Raw genomic sequence first — 18,801 nt, 5'->3', positions numbered from 1 at the left:
AAATAATCGGAGTGTGTCACAGCAAGGCTGGTGACTAAAGAAAGTGTTGCCGCCGGTGATCTCGCAAACCTTGGTTTAAAAGAAGCGGCTAAGCGAGATGTCGGCACTGGGATTAATCAGATACCGGATATGTGGAGTTTTACCAGCTCAATGACCTCAACAGGCTGGATGAAGCGACCCGATGGTTTAATTGAACAATGGGGAGAATCATCCTTTTCCAGATCAAATGACCAGTTTTTTTATGCTGACGCTTTTTTCCCAATAGCGTTCCCCAATAAAGTTTTAAATATGAGTGTGACACTCCACGGCATCACCGATATTTCGATAATAGGAAAAACGCTCGCTGCGGATATGTTAGCAAGAACATGGGCAGCGATCCCACTGAGCAAGAAAAGCGGGGAAAACATCCCTACAGCGCAAAGAGTTATGTGGCGCGTTATTGGTTATTAAGTGAGGTTTAAATGAATTATTTCTACAGCCCAGCGAATAATGCCGCTTATCCAGAATCGTTAAAAACGGAATATCAGGCTGCGCAAACTTGGCCGGAGGATGCCGTTAAAATAACGGACGAGACTTATCAGACGTTTTTTGCCTGTGCTTCGCCAGCCGGTAAAACCAGAATAGCCGGAAAGCAAGGCCAGCCAGTTTGGGAGGATATTCCCGTTTATGTCCCTACCGAGGATGAATTAGCCGCCGAGGAGTTTGACGAGCCGATCCCCAGCTATCCAACGTTACTAAAATATGCGCAACATGGCATGATCTCACCGCCACCGTTTAAAGCTGGCAGGTGCTGGCGAGTGGACAAGAACGCACGATTTGTCGGCGTGACCGTCAAACCGGCAGTGAAGAAAGATGATGATCCAAGGTTGAAGAGGATAATGGAAGATGGCCAGACCTCGTAAGTACAACATAAATGTACCGGGTCTATCGTGCTATACCGACGCCAGAACTAAAAAGGTCTACTGGCGTTATAAGCATCCTATTACCCGTAAATTTCATGGATTAGGTGATGATGAGGCTGCAGCAAAGGCTATCGCTATTGAGGCTAATAGCCGTTTTGCCCGTCAACAAATGGGGCAATTGCTCAAAGCGCGAGATGAGATCAGTCTCAAAACTGGTAAGGCAATAACAGTTAACTCTTGGCTGGATCGCTATCTCACTATCCAGAAAGAACGTTACGACAGTGAGGAAATAAAACTCAACACACTTAAGCAAAAAAATGCACCAGTCGAAGCGTTCAGACGTCATTGTGGAATGCTAACCCTTCCTGATGTTGGCGCTAGAGATATAGCCTTTGTCATTGAAGAGTATAAGGAGAAGGGGCAAAAACGGATGGCGCAGGTTGTTCGGATGGTGCTGATCGATGTGTACAAAGAAGCTCAACACGCTGGGGAGGTGCCGCCTGGCTATAACCCTGCTCTGGCCACCAAGCAACCAGCAAACAAGGTTACCCGTATTCGCTTGAACTTTGATGAATGGGAGTCAATATTTAATGCCGCTGCCAATATGCAAGGTTATATCCAAAATGCAATGCTTCTTGCTTTGGTTACCGGTCAGCGCTTAGGTGACATCGCTGGCATGAAATTTAGCGATGTTTGGGATAATCACCTTCATATCGTGCAGGAAAAAACGGGCACCAGAATAGCCATACCCATAACCTTAAAATGTGAGACTGTCGGTTATACGCTGCAAGATGTTATAGCACGGTGTCGCAATATGATCGTTAGTCCGTACATGCTTCATTATCATCATACAACATCAATGGCTAAACGTGGTGGTCAAGTATCTAGCAACGCAATCACTACCGGATTTTCGGCGGCCAGAGATAAAAGTGGATTGCAATGGAAAGAGGGTACCCCACCTACTTTCCATGAACAGCGATCCCTAGCAGAGCGGTTATATCGAGAACAAGGAGTGGATACTAAAACATTACTCGGACATAAAAATCAGGCTATGACTGATAAATATAATGATGATAGGGGTAAAGAATGGCTGGTATTAGCTGTTTAATTGAGGGTGTTTTTTGTACAGTTTTGCAGAAGGGTTTTGCAGGAGTTTTGCAGAAGAAATATTAAGTAGCTGGAAAACCCACGGAAGCATAAGCTCCCGTGAAGTTTTATAGACATGTCAATATCACATGTGTTTAATGATAGCGTTGCCAAACTCTGAGCATTTCAGCAGCTTAGCGCCTTCCATCAAACGTTCGAAGTCATAAGTCACTGTCTTGGCCTGAATCGCGCCTTCAGTGCCTTTAATGATTAAATCAGCGGCTTCAGTCCAGCCCATATGACGCAGCATCATTTCTGCGGAGAGAATAATAGAACCTGGGTTCACTTTATCCTGACCAGCATACTTAGGTGCCGTGCCGTGGGTCGCTTCAAACAGCGCGCATTCGTCACCGATGTTGGCACCCGGAGCAATACCAATACCGCCGACCTGTGCAGCCAAAGCATCAGAAATATAGTCGCCGTTGAGGTTCATACAGGCGATAACATCGTATTCAGCCGGACGCAGCAAGATTTGCTGTAGGAAGGCATCGGCGATAACGTCTTTAACGATGATATCTTTGCCATTTTTTGGGTTCTTAATCTTAACCCACGGGCCGCCGTCGATCAGCTCACCACCAAATTCCTCACGCGCCAACTGGTAACCCCAGTCTTTGAAAGCGCCTTCGGTGAATTTCATAATGTTGCCTTTGTGAACCAGAGTAACTGATTCACGATCGTTGTCGATTGCATACTCAATCGCCGCACGCACCAGACGTTTAGTGCCTTCTTCTGAACAAGGTTTTACACCGATACCGCATTGTTCAGGGAAGCGAATTTTCTTCACACCCATTTCGTCACGCAGGAACTTGATCACTTTCTCAGCTTCTGGTGAACCGGCCTTCCACTCAATACCGGCATAGATATCTTCGGCGTTTTCGCGGAAAATCACCATATCAGTCAGTTCTGGGTGTTTTACCGGGCTTGGGGTGCCTTCGTAATAACGTACCGGACGCAGGCAAATATACAGATCAAGCTGTTGACGCAGAGCCACGTTCAGAGAACGAATACCGCCGCCAACCGGAGTGGTCAATGGGCCTTTGATGGCAACGCGATAATCGCGGATCAGATCCAGAGTTTCTTCTGGCAGCCAGACATCTTTACCGTAAACCTGAGTTGACTTCTCACCGGTGTAAATTTCCATCCAGGAGATTTTACGCTCGCCGTTATAGGCCTTCTTAACCGCTGCATCCACTACGTTGATCATAGCAGGAGTCACGTCAACGCCAATGCCGTCGCCTTCAATGAACGGAATGATCGGGTTATTAGGAACGACTAATTTACCCTTAGCGTCGACCGTAATTTTTTTACCTTCTGCCGGAACAACTACTTTGCTTTCCATCAACCTCTCCTTCAGCGCAATTTTTGTTAATGCCTTGTAAGATTCTTGTCAATAGTACTTGAATATTCGTTTCACGCCAATCCAAAACGGATTGATGTATAATGCGCTAATCAACTGGAAGCGCAATCATCATGAATAAAATCTCTGTTAAAAATCACAAAGTTAACCGATTCAGCTCCCGCTCACAGGCGAAACCTGCGCCGGTGCAAGGCCCACGTCGCGTGGTGTTACTGAATAAGCCATTTGATGTGTTACCACAGTTTACCGATGAGGCTGGACGGGCAACATTGAAGGGTTTTATTCCTTTTAATGATGTTTATGCCGCCGGTCGTTTGGATCGAGATAGCGAAGGTTTGCTGGTTCTGACTAACGATGGGAAATTACAGGCAAAACTGACGCAACCGGGGAAAAAAACCGGTAAGGTCTATTATGTTCAGGTTGAAGGTGAACCGGACGAAGAAGCACTTCGCCGTTTACGTCAGGGCGTGACGTTAAAAGATGGCCCCACGCTTCCCGCTGGCGCTGAAAAAGTGCCGGAACCGGAGTGGCTGTGGCCAAGAAATCCGCCAATTCGGGAGCGCAAATCTATCCCGACCCGTTGGCTGAAAATAACCCTGTACGAAGGACGCAATCGTCAGGTACGCAGAATGACCGCCCACGTCGGTTTTCCTACCCTGCGACTGATTCGTTTTAGTATGGGTAATCTTAGCCTGGGAGATTTACAACCCGGCCAATGGAAGGAGATTAACGATGTTTAAACCTCATGTTACCGTGGCCTGCGTGGTGCATTCTCAAGACAAGTTTTTAGTGGTTGAAGAAACTATTAATGGCAAAGCGCTGTGGAACCAACCGGCCGGTCATTTGGAAGCCGATGAAACCTTGCTACAGGCCGCAGAACGCGAACTGTGGGAAGAAACCGGTATTCGCGCGACGCCTCAATCCTTTTTACGGATGCATCAATGGGTTGCACCCGATAATACGCCGTTCCTACGCTTCGCCTTTGTGATTGAACTGGTAACCATTTTGCCTACTCAGCCTCACGATAGCGATATCGATCGCTGCCTGTGGCTAACCGCCGATGAAATATTGCACGCACCCAATCTGCGCTCTCCTCTGGTTGCCGAAAGTATCCGCTGTTATTTGCAGCCTGAGCGCTACTCGCTCGATCTAATTAGTACCTTTAACTGGCCACATTGATTCAGCCCGATAATTAATTGGCGTAATTTACCCTAAGCCGTGATTGTGCGGTGCGCCCCGACAGGCAACGTGATAAAATCCGACGCTTGTTTTTGTAATGCCTTGTTTGCCGCGCAATGCGAAACGGATTATCCATTGTCAGCACGCTCGGCGCTTAAGTTAGTGAGACTCCCATGTCAGATAACAGCCAGAAAAAAGTAATCGTCGGTATGTCCGGCGGTGTCGATTCGTCCGTTTCAGCTTACCTGCTACAACAACAGGGCTATCAGGTTGAAGGCCTGTTCATGAAGAACTGGGAAGAAGACGACGATGAAGAATATTGCTCCGCAGCGACCGATTTGGCCGATGCTCAGGCAGTGTGCGATAAGCTGGGCATGGAGTTACACACCGTCAATTTCGCCGCAGAATATTGGGATAATGTTTTTGAACTCTTCCTCGAAGAGTACAAGGCTGGGCGCACGCCAAATCCGGATATTCTGTGCAATAAAGAAATCAAATTTAAAGCCTTCCTTGAATTTGCCGCCGAAGATCTGGGCGCCGATTACATCGCCACCGGCCACTATGTTCGTCGCCACGATGTCAATGGCAAAAGCCAACTGCTGCGCGGTCTGGATGGCAATAAAGACCAAAGCTACTTCTTATATACGCTGGGCCACGATCAATTGGCGCAAAGCCTGTTCCCGGTTGGCGAACTGGAAAAACCGGAAGTCCGCCGTATCGCGGAAGAGCTGGATCTGGTTACCGCCAAGAAGAAAGACTCAACCGGTATCTGCTTTATCGGCGAGCGGAAATTTCGCGATTTCCTCGGCCGTTACCTGCCTGCTCAACCCGGCCCGATTATGACCGTTGAAGGCAAACACGTCGGCGAACACCAAGGTTTGATGTACCACACTCTGGGCCAGCGTAAAGGTCTGGGTATCGGCGGCACCAAAGAAGGTGGCGATGACCCGTGGTATGTGGTGGATAAAGACGTTGCCAACAACTTGCTGATTGTAGCCCAAGGCCATGAGCACCCGCGTTTGATGTCTACCGGTTTGATTGCTCAGCAATTACATTGGGTCGATCGCGAACCGGTTACGGCTCCATTCCGCTGCGTGGTGAAAACCCGTTACCGCCAGCAAGATATTCCTTGCACGGTTACGCCGTTGGATGACGAACGTATCGATGTGCGTTTCGACAATCCGGTTGCCGCCGTTACCCCCGGTCAGTCCGCGGTGTTTTATCAGGGCGAAATCTGTCTCGGCGGCGGTATCATCGAATCACGTCACCCCGTTAGCGACCAATAATCTCGACAGGAGCAATCGTGGCAAAGAATTATTACGACATCACGCTGGCGCTGGCAGGTATCTGCCAGTCTGCGCGTCTGGTTCAGCAACTGGCTCACGAAGGTCAATGCGACAACGAGGCACTGCATACTTCACTCAACAGCGTGCTGCTGACCAATCCCGATTCGACTCTTGCGGTGTACGGTGGAGATGAGAAATTCCTCACCATGGGGCTGGAAACCTTGCAGGTAGTGCTGAATGCCAACCGCCAAGGCCCTAGCGCCGAACTGACGCGTTACGCTCTGAGCCTGATGGTATTGGAGCGGAAGCTAAATGCTCACCAGTCAGCCATGAGCACCTTGGGCGAACGTATCAGTCAGTTAGATCGTCAGCTCGCTCATTTTGATCTCGAATCAGAGACTATGATGAGCGCTCTGGCCGCCATTTATGTGGATGTAATTAGCCCACTTGGGCCGCGCATTCAGGTTACCGGCAACCCGGCCATGCTGCAAAGCACCTTAATCCAGGCCAAAGTTCGCGCCGCCCTGTTAGCCGGTATCCGCTCTGCGGTGCTGTGGCAACAGGTAGGTGGAAGCCGTTTACAGCTTATGTTTTCTCGTAATCGTCTGTTTAAGCAGGCGCAGAGTATTCTTGCTCATCGTTAATATTTGATCCCAGGAGTTGCTACCGATGGAATTATCCTCACTGACCGCCGTATCCCCAATTGATGGACGCTACGGCGACAAAGTCAGCGCACTGCGCGCTATCTTCAGCGAATTTGGTTTGCTGAAATTCCGCGTGCAGGTCGAAGTACGTTGGCTGCAAAAACTGGCAGCCTGCGCAGAAATTAAAGAAGTCCCTGCTTTTGATGCCAACGCAAACGCTTACCTCGACAAGATCGTGGCAGAGTTCAATGAACAGGATGCCCTGCGCATTAAGGCCATCGAACGCACCACTAACCATGACGTCAAAGCGGTTGAATATTTTCTGAAAGAGAAAGTTGAAAGCATTCCTGCACTGCATGCAGTGTCAGAATTCATTCACTTTGCTTGTACTTCAGAAGATATCAATAACCTGTCTCACGCTCTGATGCTGCAAACCGCTCGTCAGGAAGTGATTTTACCTTTCTGGCGCCAGATGATCGACGCCATCAAAGCACTGGCCCACCAATATCGCGATTTGCCGCTGTTGTCCCGAACTCACGGCCAGCCTGCAACGCCATCCACCGTTGGCAAAGAAATGGCGAACGTGGCTTACCGTATGGAGCGCCAGTTCCGTCAGCTGTCTCAGGTTGAAATCCTGGGCAAAATTAACGGCGCCGTCGGCAACTATAACGCTCACATCGTGGCTTATCCGGAAGTTGACTGGCACCAGTTTAGCGAGAGCTTCGTGACCTCGCTGGGCATCAACTGGAACCCGTACACCACACAAATCGAGCCACACGATTACATCGCCGAATTGTTTGACTGCGTAGCGCGCTTTAACACTATTTTGATCGATTTCGATCGTGATATTTGGGGTTACATCGCACTCAATCACTTCAAACAAAAAACTATTGCAGGTGAAATCGGTTCTTCCACCATGCCGCACAAAGTTAACCCGATCGACTTCGAAAACTCCGAAGGTAATCTGGGTCTTTCTAACGCCGTATTGGGGCATCTGGCAAGCAAACTGCCGGTTTCCCGCTGGCAGCGCGACCTGACCGACTCAACCGTGCTGCGTAACCTCGGCGTGGGTCTGGGCTACGCGTTGATCGCCTATCAGTCAACGATGAAAGGCATCAGCAAGCTGGAAGTTAACGAACCTCATCTGTTGGACGAATTGGATCATAACTGGGAAGTGCTGGCCGAGCCGATTCAAACGGTTATGCGTCGTTATGGCATTGAAAAACCATACGAAAAACTGAAAGAGCTGACGCGAGGCAAACGTGTTGACGCCGCCGGTATGCAAGCCTTTATCGATGGCTTGGCGCTGCCAGAAGAAGAAAAAGTTCGTTTGAAAACCATGACGCCAGCCAATTATATTGGCCGTGCCGTCGCACTGGTGGATGAACTGAAGTAAGTCTTTGCAGCAGGCGGCTCCCCGTCGCCTGCTTATTTTTCAGTATCCGACGCTCTGCCGTTTAACTATCATTTACTTACACTGCCCCCTTGTTGAATAAAGGTTTAGTTTCTCCCGTTGATAATTGCCTGCGGACATCCAGGGAATAACTATCATAGGAGCAGTTATGTTCAGAAAATCTTTATTAGCAGCGGCACTTATCGCTACTAGCACTTTGGCTATCGCGGATGATTACACCTTTATCGCCGGTGGTATTCAATTCGGTTCCATTGATAATAAGCAAAGTTTCGATAAGCAATTTAACCAATCTGGCACCAGCCACATTGGTAGCGACAAAATGCACGGTTTCTACTTAAACGGCGGTTATGGCTTTGAAAACAATCTGTTCATGGCCGCTCGCCTAAGCGCTATCGCAGATAACGATCGCGGTATGGGCGATGGTTTGCTTGGCGTGGGTTATCATTTTGCTCTGACGCCAGATGCGGATATGTACCTGCTGGCCGGTGCAAGCCGCCACGCAATGCTGTACGATGTTAAGAAAGATGGCGATAAAACAGAAGCTTACAACAGCGCGACCGGTGAAGTCGGTATCAAGACTAAATTGACCCAGGACATTGGCTTAGACGTTGCCTATCGCCTGGCGGAATATGATAGCAAGATGTATCACGAAGCACGTATTGAGGCGAGCTATGCCCTAACGCAAAGTCTGGCGGCTGAAGTCGGTTATACCTACCATAACTGGAAGGTAGACGATCAGATTGGTCAGGTTGGTTTGCGTTATACTTTCTGATCCATCAATCTCACCCTTATTTTTCCGGGTAAGTTTTTACCCGGTTCAAGTTTTTTGAGGAATTTGGTATGCGCGTTTTAGTCGTAGAAGATAATGCTCTACTGCGTCATCACCTTTCGGTACAGATGCGCGAGATGGGACACCAGGTCGATGCCGCCGAAGATGCGAAAGAAGCCGACTATTTTTTGCAGGAACATGCTCCGGATATCGCCATTATCGATCTCGGCCTGCCGGGTGAAGACGGGCTAAGCCTGATTCGCCGCTGGCGTAGTCATCAAACCAAGTTGCCCATTTTGGTATTAACCGCCCGTGAAAGCTGGCAGGATAAAGTGGCGGTACTGGAAGCCGGTGCCGACGATTACGTCACCAAGCCCTTTCATCTGGAAGAAGTCATTGCCCGTATGCAGGCATTGATGCGCCGCAACAGCGGTCTGGCCTCGCAGATTATCGAATTCCCGCCGTTCCTTATCGATCTCTCTCGCCGTGAACTGTGCGTGAATCAGCAACAAATCAAACTGACCGCTTTTGAATACACCATTATCGAAACTTTGATTCGAAACGCGGGCAAAGTCGTCAGTAAAGACACGCTGATGCTACAGCTCTACCCCGACGCTGAACTACGCGAAAGCCATACCATCGATGTATTAATGGGCCGTTTGCGCAAAAAGTTGCAGGCCGAACACGAAAAAGAAGTTATCACCACTATCCGTGGCCAAGGCTACCGGTTTGATGCCAACTAATCGCCATGTTTAAATCGAACAGTAAACCTTTCTCCCTGCGCGCCCGCTTCCTGATGGCTACGGCGGGCGTGATTCTAGCGCTTTCGCTGTCCTACGGAATGGTAGCGGTGGTGGGCTATATTGTTAGCTTCGATAAAAACACCTTCCGCGCTCATCGGGGGGAAAGCAATCTGTTCTTTAGTCTGGCTCAATGGCATGACAACAAACTCAGCATTACCATTCCTCCCGAGCTGGAGCTGAATGTTCCTACGCTGGTACTGATTTATGACCATAACGGCAACATTCTGTGGCGACAGCGCCATGTGCCTGAACTGGAATCTCATATTCAGAAAAGCTGGCTTAGCAAACCCGGGTTCTATGAGTTGGATACCGGTACCGAAATCAGTAGCGCGGTATTAGGGGACAACCCCAAAGCGCAGGATCAGCTGAAGAAATACGACGACACCGACGCCAGCGCGCTAACGCACTCGGTTTCCGTCAACGCATATCAGGCGACCGAACGCCTTCCCGCTTTAACCATTGTGGTGGTAGATACTATTCCGCAAGAGCTACAGCGTTCGGATATGGTATGGAACTGGTTTAGTTATGTGCTGCTCGCCAACCTGTTGTTGGTCGTCCCCCTGTTGTGGCTGGCGGCGTACTGGAGCCTGCGCCCTATCAAAGCTTTGGTCAGCCAAATCAGCCAGCTGGAAAAAGGCGAGCGGGAACAGTTGGATGAAAATCCGCCGCGCGAGTTGCTCAGCTTGGTGCGAAACCTGAATATTTTGCTGACCAACGAGCGCCAGCGCTATACCAAATATCGCACAACACTTTCCGATCTGACCCACAGTCTTAAAACCCCGCTGGCGGTGCTGCAAACCACGCTGCGCTCGTTGCGCTCCGGCAAACAGGCCACTATCGAAGAAGTGGAGCCTATCATGCTGGAACAAATTAGCCGAATCTCCCAGCAGATTGGCTATTATCTCCATCGCGCCAGCATGCGCTCTGAACACAATGTATTAGCTCGGGAAATCCATTCAGTTCCGGCGCTTTTAGATAGTTTATGCAGTGCATTAAACAAGGTTTATCAGCGTAAAGGCGTCGTACTCACTCTGGATATCTCCCCCGAGGTCACCTTTATGGGGGAGAAAAACGACTTTATGGAAGTGATGGGCAACGTGCTGGAAAATGCCTGCAAATACTGTCTCGAGTTCGTGGAAATTACCGCCCTGCACTCGGAAAAACAACTCACCATCGTTGTGGACGATGACGGCCCTGGCATTCCGGAGAGCAAGCGCGAAGTGATTTTCCAACGCGGTCAGCGGGTTGATACCTTACGTCCTGGGCAAGGGCTGGGATTATCCGTCGCGGCAGAAATTATTGAACAGTACCAGGGGCGAATTTCCGTTACCGACAGTCCCTTAGGCGGAGCCAAAATGCTGGTAACCTTTGGGCGACAGCAAGATCAGCATCACGACGAATAATTCATAACCGGATTCATTTGCCAAATAAATTTCTCAAATGCTCTGTGCGGACGCAGAGAATCGTCCGCATTTTCTGCATCCAGTGCCATTCCTACAAAATTTGCCGCCCTGCCCCTGATACTGTCACGCGCCATCCGTTATAATCATTCGCAAGTTCACTCAATCCCTGGGATAAAAAATGGATTACCAACTCGATCTGGATTGGCAAGACTTCCTGCAACGCTATTGGCAAAAGCGCCCCGTGATCCTGAAACGCGGCTTTAAAAACTTTATCGACCCCCTATCTCCCGATGAATTAGCCGGTCTGGCTATGGAAACGGAGGTGGATAGCCGTTTGGTCAGCCATCAGGAAGGTCGCTGGCAGGTCAGCCACGGGCCGTTCGAGAGCTACGATCATTTAGGGGAAACCAATTGGTCTCTGCTGGTTCAGGCCGTCGATCATTGGCATGAGCCATCGGCAGCGCTGATGCGTCCGTTCCGTGCGCTATCAGACTGGCGAATGGATGATCTGATGATCTCCTATTCCGTACCGGGCGGTGGCGTTGGCCCTCATTTTGATCAATATGACGTATTTATTATTCAGGGTACGGGTCGCCGCCGTTGGCGCGTAGGTGAAAAAGTGCCGATGAAACAGCACTGTCCTCATCCTGATTTACTGCAAGTCGGCCCATTCGACGCCATTATCGATGAAGAAATGGAGCCGGGCGATATTCTGTATATTCCGCCTGGATTCCCGCACGAAGGCTACGCGTTGGAAAACGCGCTGAACTATTCCGTCGGGTTCCGTGCGCCTAACGGCCGGGAACTGGTCAGCGGCTTTGCCGATTACGTGCTGGCCAGAGAGTTAGGCAGCAAGCGTTATAGCGATCCAGATCTGAAACTGCGTAATCGTCCGGCGGACGTATTGCCAGAGGAAATGGATACGCTGCGCCAAATGATGCTGGAATTGTTCCAACAGCCTGAGCATTTCCAACACTGGTTCGGCGAGTTCGTGTCCCAGTCTCGCCATGAACTGGATATTTCGCCACCGGAACCGCCTTATCAGGCTGGTGAGATCTATGAGTTGCTGAGCCAAGGTGAAGAGTTACATCGCCTGAGCGGACTGCGGGTTATTCGCCTAGGTGATAATTGCTTTGTTAACGGCGAATTGATCGATACTCCGCACCTGCCTGCGGCCGATGCGTTGTGCCAACACTTTAGCGTTAGCGCCGAAATGCTCGGTGATGCGTTAGACGAGCCGTCCTTCTTGGCGACGCTGACCGAGCTGGTTAACAGCGGCTACTGGTATTTCCGCGATTAACTTGTGAGATATCCGGCAGTTTAAAGCTAAAAAAACGCCCCTCGGGTTTTGACCTAAGGGGCGTTTTTATTGGGCGAATCTATACGAAACACGCCTTTATTTATCGCAATATCATTTCATCAAAGCTGCGTTTTTCTCGCTCTGCGGTTCAGCGTTTTTGGCCCGTAGCGCGGTTAATTCGGCGATACGCATAATAACCGACACCGCCTGTTCCATTCCTTCCTGCGTAATAAATTCATGTTTTCCATGGAAATTATAACCGCCGGTAAAAATATTCGGGCAAGGCAAACCGCGGAACGACAGCTGAGCGCCATCGGTGCCTCCACGAATCGGTTTCATAATAGGTTCGATATCGCAATCACGCATCGCCTGCTGCGCCAGTTCAATAATATGCGGATGCTCCACTATGTGTTCACGCATATTGTAATAACTGTCATCGATAATGATTTCGATGTAGCAATCGCGATGTAACCCTTTACCGACCTGTTTGGCAATATCCACCATGTTTTTCTTACGAGCTTCGAAGCCATCGCGGCTGAAATCGCGCAGAATATAATGCATTTCAGCCCGTTCTACCGTGCCTTTAATGCTTTGAAGATGGTAAAAACCCTGATAACCCTCGGTATTTTCTGGGGTTTCATCTGCCGGAAGCGATTGATGATAACGAGTAGCCAATGACAGCGCATTGACCATGACCCCTTTGGCACTGCCGGGATGGACATTATTGCCGACAATTTTGATGGTCACCGAGGCCGCATTGAAGTTTTCATATTCCAGCTCGCCCACGCCGCCGCCGTCCACGGTATAGGCCCAATCGGCGTTAAAAGCATTTACATCAAAGAATTGCGCGCCTTTTCCCACTTCTTCATCCGGCGTAAACGCCACTCGAATCTTGCCGTGGGGAATATTGTTCTCTTTGAGATGCACAATAGCGGTGATGATTTCGGCAATACCAGCCTTATCATCGGCACCCAGTAAGGTTTTACCGTCGGTGGTAATCAGAGTGTGTCCAAGCAACTGGTGCAACACTGGGAACATGACCGGCGACAGAATTTCATCGCCCATGCCCAGCGCGATATCGCCGCCGCGATAGTTCTCCACAATTTGCGGATTGACATTTTTGCCACTGAAATCAGGTGCGGTATCCAAATGGGCAATAAAACCGATTGTGGGCACTTCCCAGTCAACGTTCGCCGGTAAAGTTGCCATCACGCAGCCGTGCTCGCTCAAGGTCACCGGCTCAAAGCCCAAGGCCAGCAGCTCTTGTTGCAACGCTGCCGCCAGCTTACGTTGCCCATCGGTGCTCGGCACGGATTTTACCTTAGCTTTTGATTGTGTATCGAAAGAGACATAGTTAAAAAAGCGATCGAGTAATTTGTCCATGGTTCCCACCCTCAAAATGATGGATATCATTATGGGGAAGTGATCACGATCAAATATTGCGTCAGGTCAGTTTTAAACAAACTTAAGCCAGAATAATAACGCTATGACAGAAATGACACAGGGACATTGCCAAGATGTCCCTGCATAAAAAAACGCAGTAATCCCTGAGGAAATTATTCGCCTTCGCGGTTTTCTCCGCGAGTGGTAAGAAACTCGCGGATATACTCCGGCACCACTTTACTGGCTAAGCCGTAATGTTTTTCCTCGAACTGGCTTTCTACCTGACTCGGCTCCAGATTCAGTTCTACAGTATGTGCGCCATTCAACGCCGATTCATGTACAAAACCTGCCGCCGGATAAACATGGCCGGAGGTACCAATGGAAATAAAGAAATCAGCCTCAGCCAACGCCTGATAAATATCATCCATCCCCATCGGCATTTCACCAAACCACACAATATGCGGGCGCAGCGGTGCAGGGAACTGGCAGCAATGACAACGCTCATCGGCGCTAAGATCGCCCGGCCAATCCAGAACCTGACCAGACTGAGTACAGCGTACTTTGAGTAATTCACCGTGCATATGAATCACTCGTTTACTGCCAGCCCGCTCATGAAGATCATCGATATTTTGCGTAACCAGCAGGAAATTATCGCCTAATACCGCCTCCAGATCTGCTAGCGCGAAATGTGCAGCATTGGGTGCCACTTCCGGTTGCTGTAGCTGGCGCCGACGCGCATTGTAAAAAGCCTGCACCAGTTCAGGATCGCGCTGGTAGCCTTCCGGCGTCGCCACGTCTTCAACTTTATGTTCTTCCCATAGACCGTCCGCCGCGCGAAAAGTACGAATTCCAGACTCAGCAGAAATACCTGCGCCGGTGAGTACGACCACGAAAGGTTTCTTCATTTCTGTACTGGCGGAACTATCACGGTGGAAAATACGAGAGCGAAAACGTTGATGACGCAGATGCTTATTCTTGCGAAACCGACACAGCCGATGGCGAATGCGCATAACCTATTGCCTCTTTTACTTTATTTATAATGTTTTTCTATCAGACAGATGCAAGAACGCCGCGCCACGCACCCCACCAGCATCGCCATAGCGAGCTTTCTCAATACGCGGTAAACGCGCAACGGGGAGCAAATGCGCAGCTAAACGCTGCGGTAATGCCTGATACAGATGTTCAAAGTTCGACAATCCGCCGCCTATCACAACCAAATGTGGGTCAATAATGGTCAACAGATTCCCCAGACAAATCGCCAGAACGGCGATAAAACGTTCGACATGCTCTGTGGCCTGTGCGTTACCGGCGTAGTAATTTTCGATAATACGCGTAGCGGGTAGCGTTTCACCGTAGAAATGGGCGTACATCCATTCAAAACCACGGCCTGAAATATAGTTTTCAATGCAGCCGTACTGGCCGCAACCGCAGGGAACCCGGGGAATATCTGCACCCAAAACGTCGAGCGCATCAATTGGCAGGCGAAAGTGCCCGAACTCACCGCTGATATGGTTACGTCCGGTCATCGCCTGACCGTTGAGAATAATGCCACCGCCAACGCCGGTGCCCAGGATAATCCCCAGCACGCTGGGATAAGACTGGAATTCTGGATCCCAAGCTTCGGATAAAGCGAAACAGTTGGCATCGTTATCGATACGAACTTCCCGCCCAATCAGACGGGAAAGATCGGCTTGCAACGGCATGCCCATTGCCGCCAGTACGTTCGCGGTAAACAACGTGCCGTCGTCATTGGGTAAACCAGGAATACCGATCCCTACGCTGCCCTGCGCGCCGCAAAACTCATCGGCTTCGTGGGTGAGTTCCGTCAGTACCTGCAATAATTGCTGATAATCCTGTTTTGGCGTTGGAACACGTTTTTGCCAAATACGCTGTAAATCGGCATCAAACACGCCCATTTCAATTTTGGTACCACCCATATCAAAACCGTAATACATAACTTTACCTTTATTCAGTAAACGGTTTATCAGTACCATTCAGTTCCGGCTAAAACAACCGGATTCCTCGTCTATTGTGATCGCGCTGTTACTGCCCGCTTAATACCCGCGCTGGGTCAATACGGCTGGCGCGACGGGCCGGATACCAACTGGCCACCAGACTTAGCACAATGGCCGTGGCTAATACGCAGGCCACGTCGAACCAATGCAGTTCTGAAGGTAGATAATCGATAAAATAAATATCGCTGGACAGGAAATGATGACCGATCAACGTTTCCAACCCACTGATAATATTGGTTAACTGCAATGAAGCGACAACACCGACCACCACGCCGCTGATACTTCCCACCAGCCCGGCCAGCAGGCCATACCAAATGAAAATTGCCCGAATCAGGCCGTCTTTGGCACCCAAAGTTCGCAGCACGGCAATATCACTGCTTTTATCTTTGACCGCCATCACCAGCGTAGACACAATGTTAAAACTGGCCACGCCCATCACCAGCACCATAGCTAAATACATAATGGTGCGAATCATTTGAATATCGCGATACATATAGCCGTAAGTGCCGATCCAACTGCTGTAATTCACATAAGCATTGGAGGCTTCTGCGGCGCTGCGCGTGAGATTATTGGCGTTGAAAACGTCATTAAACTTCAGTGCAATACCGGTCACGCTATCGCCCATATCCAGATATTGCTGGGCATCGCTGAGGGGCACCATCGCCAGACTGTGATCCAGTTGACCGCTGAGCTGGAACACGCCGGCAACTTGCAGACGAATACGCTTCGGCTGCAATAGCTTCATTTCCGGATCGCTATTTGGGATCATCACCGTCAGCCAGGAACCTTGCTTAACCCCTAATGCGTCCGCCAGCCCTTTACCTAAAATCACCTGCTGCTGACCAGCCTGAAAATCTTGCCAGGCGTTGTTCTGCACGAACTGTGGTAACGCGCTGAGTTTTTCTTCCTGCTCCGGATTGACGCCCTTGACCTGCACCGCCCGTAATTGGGTGCCGTTTTCCATCAGTCCAGTGAAATCAATATAGGGTGCCGCCGCCGCGACGCCGGGCACTTTTTCGATCCGCTGCAGGCTCGCCTTCCAAGCGTTAAACGGTTGATCGAGAAAAGCTATCTGACCGTGTGGAACCACGGCCAAAACGCGGTTTTTCAGCTCACGTTCGAAGCCGTTCATCGCACTCAGGCCGATAATCAGCACCGCGACGCCCAAGGCAATGCCCAGAGTGGAAATGATCGAAATCATCGATACCATCCCGCCGCGACGGCGACCACGACTAAACCGCAAGCCTATTAGCAGTGAAAGAGGTGAACTGCGCATTACTCCGCTCCCACCAACGTCAGATTTTGCTGTAACTGACCGTCACGCATTTCCAGTTGGCGGCTCATGCGATTTGCCAACTGCAAATCATGAGTAACCACCAGAAACGCAGTCCCCTGACGTACGTTCAGCTCACCTAACAGATTGAAAATACTGTCTGCGTTGCGCTGATCGAGGTTGCCGGTTGGCTCATCCGCCAACACCAGCGATGGGTTATTCACCAGTGAACGGGCAATCGCCACGCGCTGACGTTCACCGCCTGAAAGCTCGGAAGGACGATGCTGACTGCGCTGCTCCAGCCCCACCGCCGCCAACATGGCACGCGCTTTATCTTGCGCTTCTGCCGGTTTAGTCCCGCCGATCAACAGCGGCATCGCCACGTTTTCCAACGCGGTAAAGTCTGGAAGCAAATGGTGGAACTGGTAGATAAAACCGAGTTCGCGGTTACGTAACTCCGCTTTGGCGGCGGAAGAAAGCTGGCTCAGTGAGCGCCCCTGATAAATGACTTCGCCGGAGGTTGGCGAATCTAATCCGCCCAGCAGATGCAGCAGCGTACTTTTGCCGGAGCCGGAGCTACCGACAATCGCCATCATTTCACCCGGCTGAATGGTAAAGGTCACATTACGCAATACGTCGGTATGAAGTTGTCCTTCCTGATAGCGTTTGCACAGGTTTTCGCACTGCAATAAAGGTTGGTTACTCATAACGTAAAGCCTCAGCGGGTTGAGCGGCGGCAGCGCGCCAGGAAGGATAAAGCGTGGACAGCAACGCAATGGCCATAGCCAACAGCGCAATCACCGTCACTTGTAGCGGATTAATGGCAACCGGTAGCGCCGCGCCGTCTAGCAACAGGCCCAGAACCGGCATCAGCACATTGAGCTGGCTGGCGAGTAAAATGCCTAAGCCCGTGCCAAGCAACGCGCCAATCACCCCGGCGCTGGCCCCTTGTACCATAAACACCAGCATAATCTGGCGTCGGGTCAGCCCTTGAGTTTGCAGAATCGCCACTTCCCCTTGCTTCTCCATCACCAGTAATCCCAGTGAGGTAATAATATTAAACGCAGCAACGGCGATGATCAGGCTCAGCAGTAGCCCCATCATGTTTTTCTCCATGCGTACAGCCTGGAACAGTTCGCCTTTACGCTCGCGCCAGTCTTTCCACACCGTGCCTTCCGGCAGGTTTTGCTGGCTGAGAGAATCCACCTGCAACGGCTGATCGAGGAACAAACGCCAGCCAGTGATATTCCCCGCCGGGTAACGCATCAGACGAGAAGCATCCTGCTGATTCACCAGCAATTGATAGTCATCCACTTCGCTGCCAGCGGCAAAAGTGCCAATGACGTTAAACAAACGCTGGCTGGGAATGCGCCCCATCGGCGTAAACTGGCTGGCACTGGGCACCATCAGGCGAATGGTTTCACCGCGACTCACGCCCAGTTTTCCCGCCAGCTTTTCACCCATAATCAGGTTGTATTGACCCGGTTGCAGATCACGCAGATGTACATTCACTAGCGAATTGGTTAAGGGTTCGTGCTGTTCGGGATTGACACCCAGCATCACGCCGACGTTCACGCTACGCGGGCTTTGCAACACCACTTCACCGGTGGTCAAAGGCACAATATCGCTGACACCGCTTAGCCCTTTTAGCGCCGAGGCGGGGATTTTTTCCGGATCGATAGAGCCTTTGGGCGTAGTAATCAACGCCTGTGGCATCAGCCCCAGAATATTATTCTGCAAGTCCCGTTCAAAGCCGTTCATCACCGATAACACCGTTATCAGCGCCATCACGCCCAAAGTAATGCCAATGGTGGACAGCCAGGAAACAAAGCGGCCAAAGCGGTCAGAAGCACGCCCGCGCATATAACGCAGGCCAATAAATAGTGCGACAGGTTGATACATGAAATCTGTTGAGATCCTGTTGCTA

19 protein-coding genes are annotated in these 18,801 nt (G+C 50.4%); 12 read left to right on the top strand and 7 right to left on the bottom strand.

Annotated elements, in window-relative coordinates; translation table 11 throughout:
• Positions 1-30 precede the first annotated feature (30 nt).
• From DBA33_RS08140 to DBA33_RS08125, 3 genes are read left to right on the top strand one after another with little or no spacing between them, the layout of a single operon-like run.
• The gene (locus DBA33_RS08140) at positions 31-450 is read left to right on the top strand and encodes a hypothetical protein (RefSeq protein ID WP_120806163.1); all 420 of its coding nucleotides are present in this window, start codon (positions 31-33) and stop codon (positions 448-450) included.
• Between the two features lie 11 nt (positions 451-461).
• Positions 462-902 (top strand): excisionase, encoded by a 441-nt coding sequence (locus DBA33_RS21245; RefSeq protein WP_346341323.1) that lies wholly within the window; start codon positions 462-464, stop codon positions 900-902.
• On the top strand, positions 886-2,010 hold the full coding sequence (locus DBA33_RS08125) for a phage integrase Arm DNA-binding domain-containing protein (RefSeq protein WP_064513112.1): 1,125 nt from the start codon (positions 886-888) through the stop codon (positions 2,008-2,010). Before DBA33_RS21245 ends, DBA33_RS08125 begins: the two co-directional genes overlap by 17 nt.
• A gap of 123 nt (positions 2,011-2,133) precedes the next feature.
• Here the strand turns inward: DBA33_RS08125 and icd are convergent, their stop codons facing one another.
• The gene (gene icd / locus DBA33_RS08120; RefSeq protein ID WP_049596391.1) at positions 2,134-3,387 is read right to left on the bottom strand and encodes an NADP-dependent isocitrate dehydrogenase; all 1,254 of its coding nucleotides are present in this window, start codon (positions 3,385-3,387) and stop codon (positions 2,134-2,136) included.
• 131 nt (positions 3,388-3,518) lie between these two features.
• Here icd and rluE point away from each other — a divergent pair, with 131 nt between their 5' ends.
• The 9 genes from rluE to DBA33_RS08075 all read left to right on the top strand — a co-directional run bounded on the left by rluE (position 3,519) and on the right by DBA33_RS08075 (position 12,203).
• Complete coding sequence (gene rluE / locus DBA33_RS08115) at positions 3,519-4,145, top strand: 23S rRNA pseudouridine(2457) synthase RluE (RefSeq protein ID WP_120806162.1); 627 nt, start codon at positions 3,519-3,521, stop codon at positions 4,143-4,145.
• On the top strand, positions 4,138-4,584 hold the full coding sequence (locus tag DBA33_RS08110; RefSeq protein ID WP_064513107.1) for an NUDIX hydrolase: 447 nt from the start codon (positions 4,138-4,140) through the stop codon (positions 4,582-4,584). The genes rluE and DBA33_RS08110 overlap by 8 nt, the downstream gene beginning before the upstream one ends.
• Before the next feature lie 173 nt (positions 4,585-4,757).
• Complete coding sequence (mnmA, locus tag DBA33_RS08105) at positions 4,758-5,870, top strand: tRNA 2-thiouridine(34) synthase MnmA (RefSeq protein ID WP_064513105.1); 1,113 nt, start codon at positions 4,758-4,760, stop codon at positions 5,868-5,870.
• Positions 5,871-5,887: 17 nt separating this feature from the next.
• The gene (gene hflD / locus DBA33_RS08100; RefSeq protein ID WP_049596395.1) at positions 5,888-6,514 is read left to right on the top strand and encodes a high frequency lysogenization protein HflD; all 627 of its coding nucleotides are present in this window, start codon (positions 5,888-5,890) and stop codon (positions 6,512-6,514) included.
• Between the two features lie 25 nt (positions 6,515-6,539).
• Positions 6,540-7,910 (top strand): adenylosuccinate lyase, encoded by a 1,371-nt coding sequence (gene purB, locus DBA33_RS08095; RefSeq protein WP_064513103.1) that lies wholly within the window; start codon positions 6,540-6,542, stop codon positions 7,908-7,910.
• 166 nt (positions 7,911-8,076) lie between these two features.
• Positions 8,077-8,700 (top strand): outer membrane beta-barrel protein, encoded by a 624-nt coding sequence (locus DBA33_RS08090; RefSeq protein ID WP_120806160.1) that lies wholly within the window; start codon positions 8,077-8,079, stop codon positions 8,698-8,700.
• Between the two features lie 68 nt (positions 8,701-8,768).
• Positions 8,769-9,440, top strand: a complete 672-nt coding sequence (gene phoP / locus DBA33_RS08085) for a two-component system response regulator PhoP (RefSeq protein ID WP_120806158.1) — start codon at positions 8,769-8,771, stop codon at positions 9,438-9,440.
• A gap of 5 nt (positions 9,441-9,445) precedes the next feature.
• Positions 9,446-10,903, top strand: coding sequence for a two-component system sensor histidine kinase PhoQ (gene phoQ, locus DBA33_RS08080; RefSeq protein ID WP_064513099.1), 1,458 nt, complete (start codon positions 9,446-9,448; stop codon positions 10,901-10,903).
• Between the two features lie 178 nt (positions 10,904-11,081).
• Positions 11,082-12,203, top strand: a complete 1,122-nt coding sequence (locus tag DBA33_RS08075; RefSeq protein WP_064513097.1) for a cupin domain-containing protein — start codon at positions 11,082-11,084, stop codon at positions 12,201-12,203.
• 111 nt (positions 12,204-12,314) lie between these two features.
• On the opposite strand, the gene pepT is transcribed toward DBA33_RS08075, so the two are convergent.
• The 6 genes from pepT to lolC all read right to left on the bottom strand — a co-directional run bounded on the left by pepT (position 12,315) and on the right by lolC (position 18,776).
• Positions 12,315-13,586 carry a peptidase T gene (pepT, locus tag DBA33_RS08070; protein WP_120806156.1) on the bottom strand — a complete coding sequence of 424 codons (1,272 nt, stop codon included), beginning with the start codon at positions 13,584-13,586 and terminating at the stop codon, positions 12,315-12,317.
• A 173-nt stretch (positions 13,587-13,759) separates the two neighbouring features.
• The gene (gene cobB, locus DBA33_RS08065; RefSeq protein WP_120806154.1) at positions 13,760-14,596 is read right to left on the bottom strand and encodes a Sir2 family NAD+-dependent deacetylase; all 837 of its coding nucleotides are present in this window, start codon (positions 14,594-14,596) and stop codon (positions 13,760-13,762) included.
• Between the two features lie 24 nt (positions 14,597-14,620).
• Positions 14,621-15,541 (bottom strand): N-acetylglucosamine kinase, encoded by a 921-nt coding sequence (gene nagK, locus DBA33_RS08060; protein WP_064518220.1) that lies wholly within the window; start codon positions 15,539-15,541, stop codon positions 14,621-14,623.
• An 88-nt stretch (positions 15,542-15,629) separates the two neighbouring features.
• On the bottom strand, positions 15,630-16,877 hold the full coding sequence (gene lolE, locus DBA33_RS08055; RefSeq protein ID WP_120806152.1) for a lipoprotein-releasing ABC transporter permease subunit LolE: 1,248 nt from the start codon (positions 16,875-16,877) through the stop codon (positions 15,630-15,632).
• A complete protein-coding gene (gene lolD, locus DBA33_RS08050; RefSeq protein ID WP_064513088.1) occupies positions 16,877-17,581 on the bottom strand; it encodes a lipoprotein-releasing ABC transporter ATP-binding protein LolD in 705 nt (234 codons plus the stop codon). Before lolD ends, lolE begins: the two co-directional genes overlap by 1 nt.
• Complete coding sequence (lolC, locus tag DBA33_RS08045) at positions 17,574-18,776, bottom strand: lipoprotein-releasing ABC transporter permease subunit LolC (RefSeq protein WP_064513086.1); 1,203 nt, start codon at positions 18,774-18,776, stop codon at positions 17,574-17,576. Before lolC ends, lolD begins: the two co-directional genes overlap by 8 nt.
• Between the last annotated feature and the right edge of the window lie 25 nt (positions 18,777-18,801).

The sequence above is a fragment of the Yersinia sp. IP36721 genome, from assembly GCF_003634395.1.
GTDB lineage: Bacteria > Pseudomonadota > Gammaproteobacteria > Enterobacterales > Enterobacteriaceae > Yersinia > Yersinia entomophaga.
The sequence above is the reverse complement of the archived record's forward strand: the minus strand, read 5'-3'. Positions and strand labels throughout refer to the sequence as shown.

What these genes read in the sequence shown, in the direction of transcription:
- DBA33_RS21245 (WP_346341323.1), top strand. Translation starts at nt 462, where the DNA reads ATGAATTATTTCTACAGCCCAGCGAATAATGCCGCTTATCCAGAATCG.
- DBA33_RS08125 (WP_064513112.1), top strand. Translation starts at nt 886, where the DNA reads ATGGCCAGACCTCGTAAGTACAACATAAATGTACCGGGTCTATCGTGC.
- icd (WP_049596391.1), bottom strand. Translation starts at nt 3,387, where the DNA reads ATGGAAAGCAAAGTAGTTGTTCCGGCAGAAGGTAAAAAAATTACGGTC.
- rluE (WP_120806162.1), top strand. Translation starts at nt 3,519, where the DNA reads ATGAATAAAATCTCTGTTAAAAATCACAAAGTTAACCGATTCAGCTCC.
- DBA33_RS08110 (WP_064513107.1), top strand. Translation starts at nt 4,138, where the DNA reads ATGTTTAAACCTCATGTTACCGTGGCCTGCGTGGTGCATTCTCAAGAC.
- mnmA (WP_064513105.1), top strand. Translation starts at nt 4,758, where the DNA reads ATGTCAGATAACAGCCAGAAAAAAGTAATCGTCGGTATGTCCGGCGGT.
- purB (WP_064513103.1), top strand. Translation starts at nt 6,540, where the DNA reads ATGGAATTATCCTCACTGACCGCCGTATCCCCAATTGATGGACGCTAC.
- DBA33_RS08090 (WP_120806160.1), top strand. Translation starts at nt 8,077, where the DNA reads ATGTTCAGAAAATCTTTATTAGCAGCGGCACTTATCGCTACTAGCACT.
- phoP (WP_120806158.1), top strand. Translation starts at nt 8,769, where the DNA reads ATGCGCGTTTTAGTCGTAGAAGATAATGCTCTACTGCGTCATCACCTT.
- phoQ (WP_064513099.1), top strand. Translation starts at nt 9,446, where the DNA reads ATGTTTAAATCGAACAGTAAACCTTTCTCCCTGCGCGCCCGCTTCCTG.
- DBA33_RS08075 (WP_064513097.1), top strand. Translation starts at nt 11,082, where the DNA reads ATGGATTACCAACTCGATCTGGATTGGCAAGACTTCCTGCAACGCTAT.
- pepT (WP_120806156.1), bottom strand. Translation starts at nt 13,586, where the DNA reads ATGGACAAATTACTCGATCGCTTTTTTAACTATGTCTCTTTCGATACA.
- cobB (WP_120806154.1), bottom strand. Translation starts at nt 14,596, where the DNA reads ATGCGCATTCGCCATCGGCTGTGTCGGTTTCGCAAGAATAAGCATCTG.
- nagK (WP_064518220.1), bottom strand. Translation starts at nt 15,541, where the DNA reads ATGTATTACGGTTTTGATATGGGTGGTACCAAAATTGAAATGGGCGTG.
- lolE (WP_120806152.1), bottom strand. Translation starts at nt 16,877, where the DNA reads ATGCGCAGTTCACCTCTTTCACTGCTAATAGGCTTGCGGTTTAGTCGT.
- lolD (WP_064513088.1), bottom strand. Translation starts at nt 17,581, where the DNA reads ATGAGTAACCAACCTTTATTGCAGTGCGAAAACCTGTGCAAACGCTAT.
- lolC (WP_064513086.1), bottom strand. Translation starts at nt 18,776, where the DNA reads ATGTATCAACCTGTCGCACTATTTATTGGCCTGCGTTATATGCGCGGG.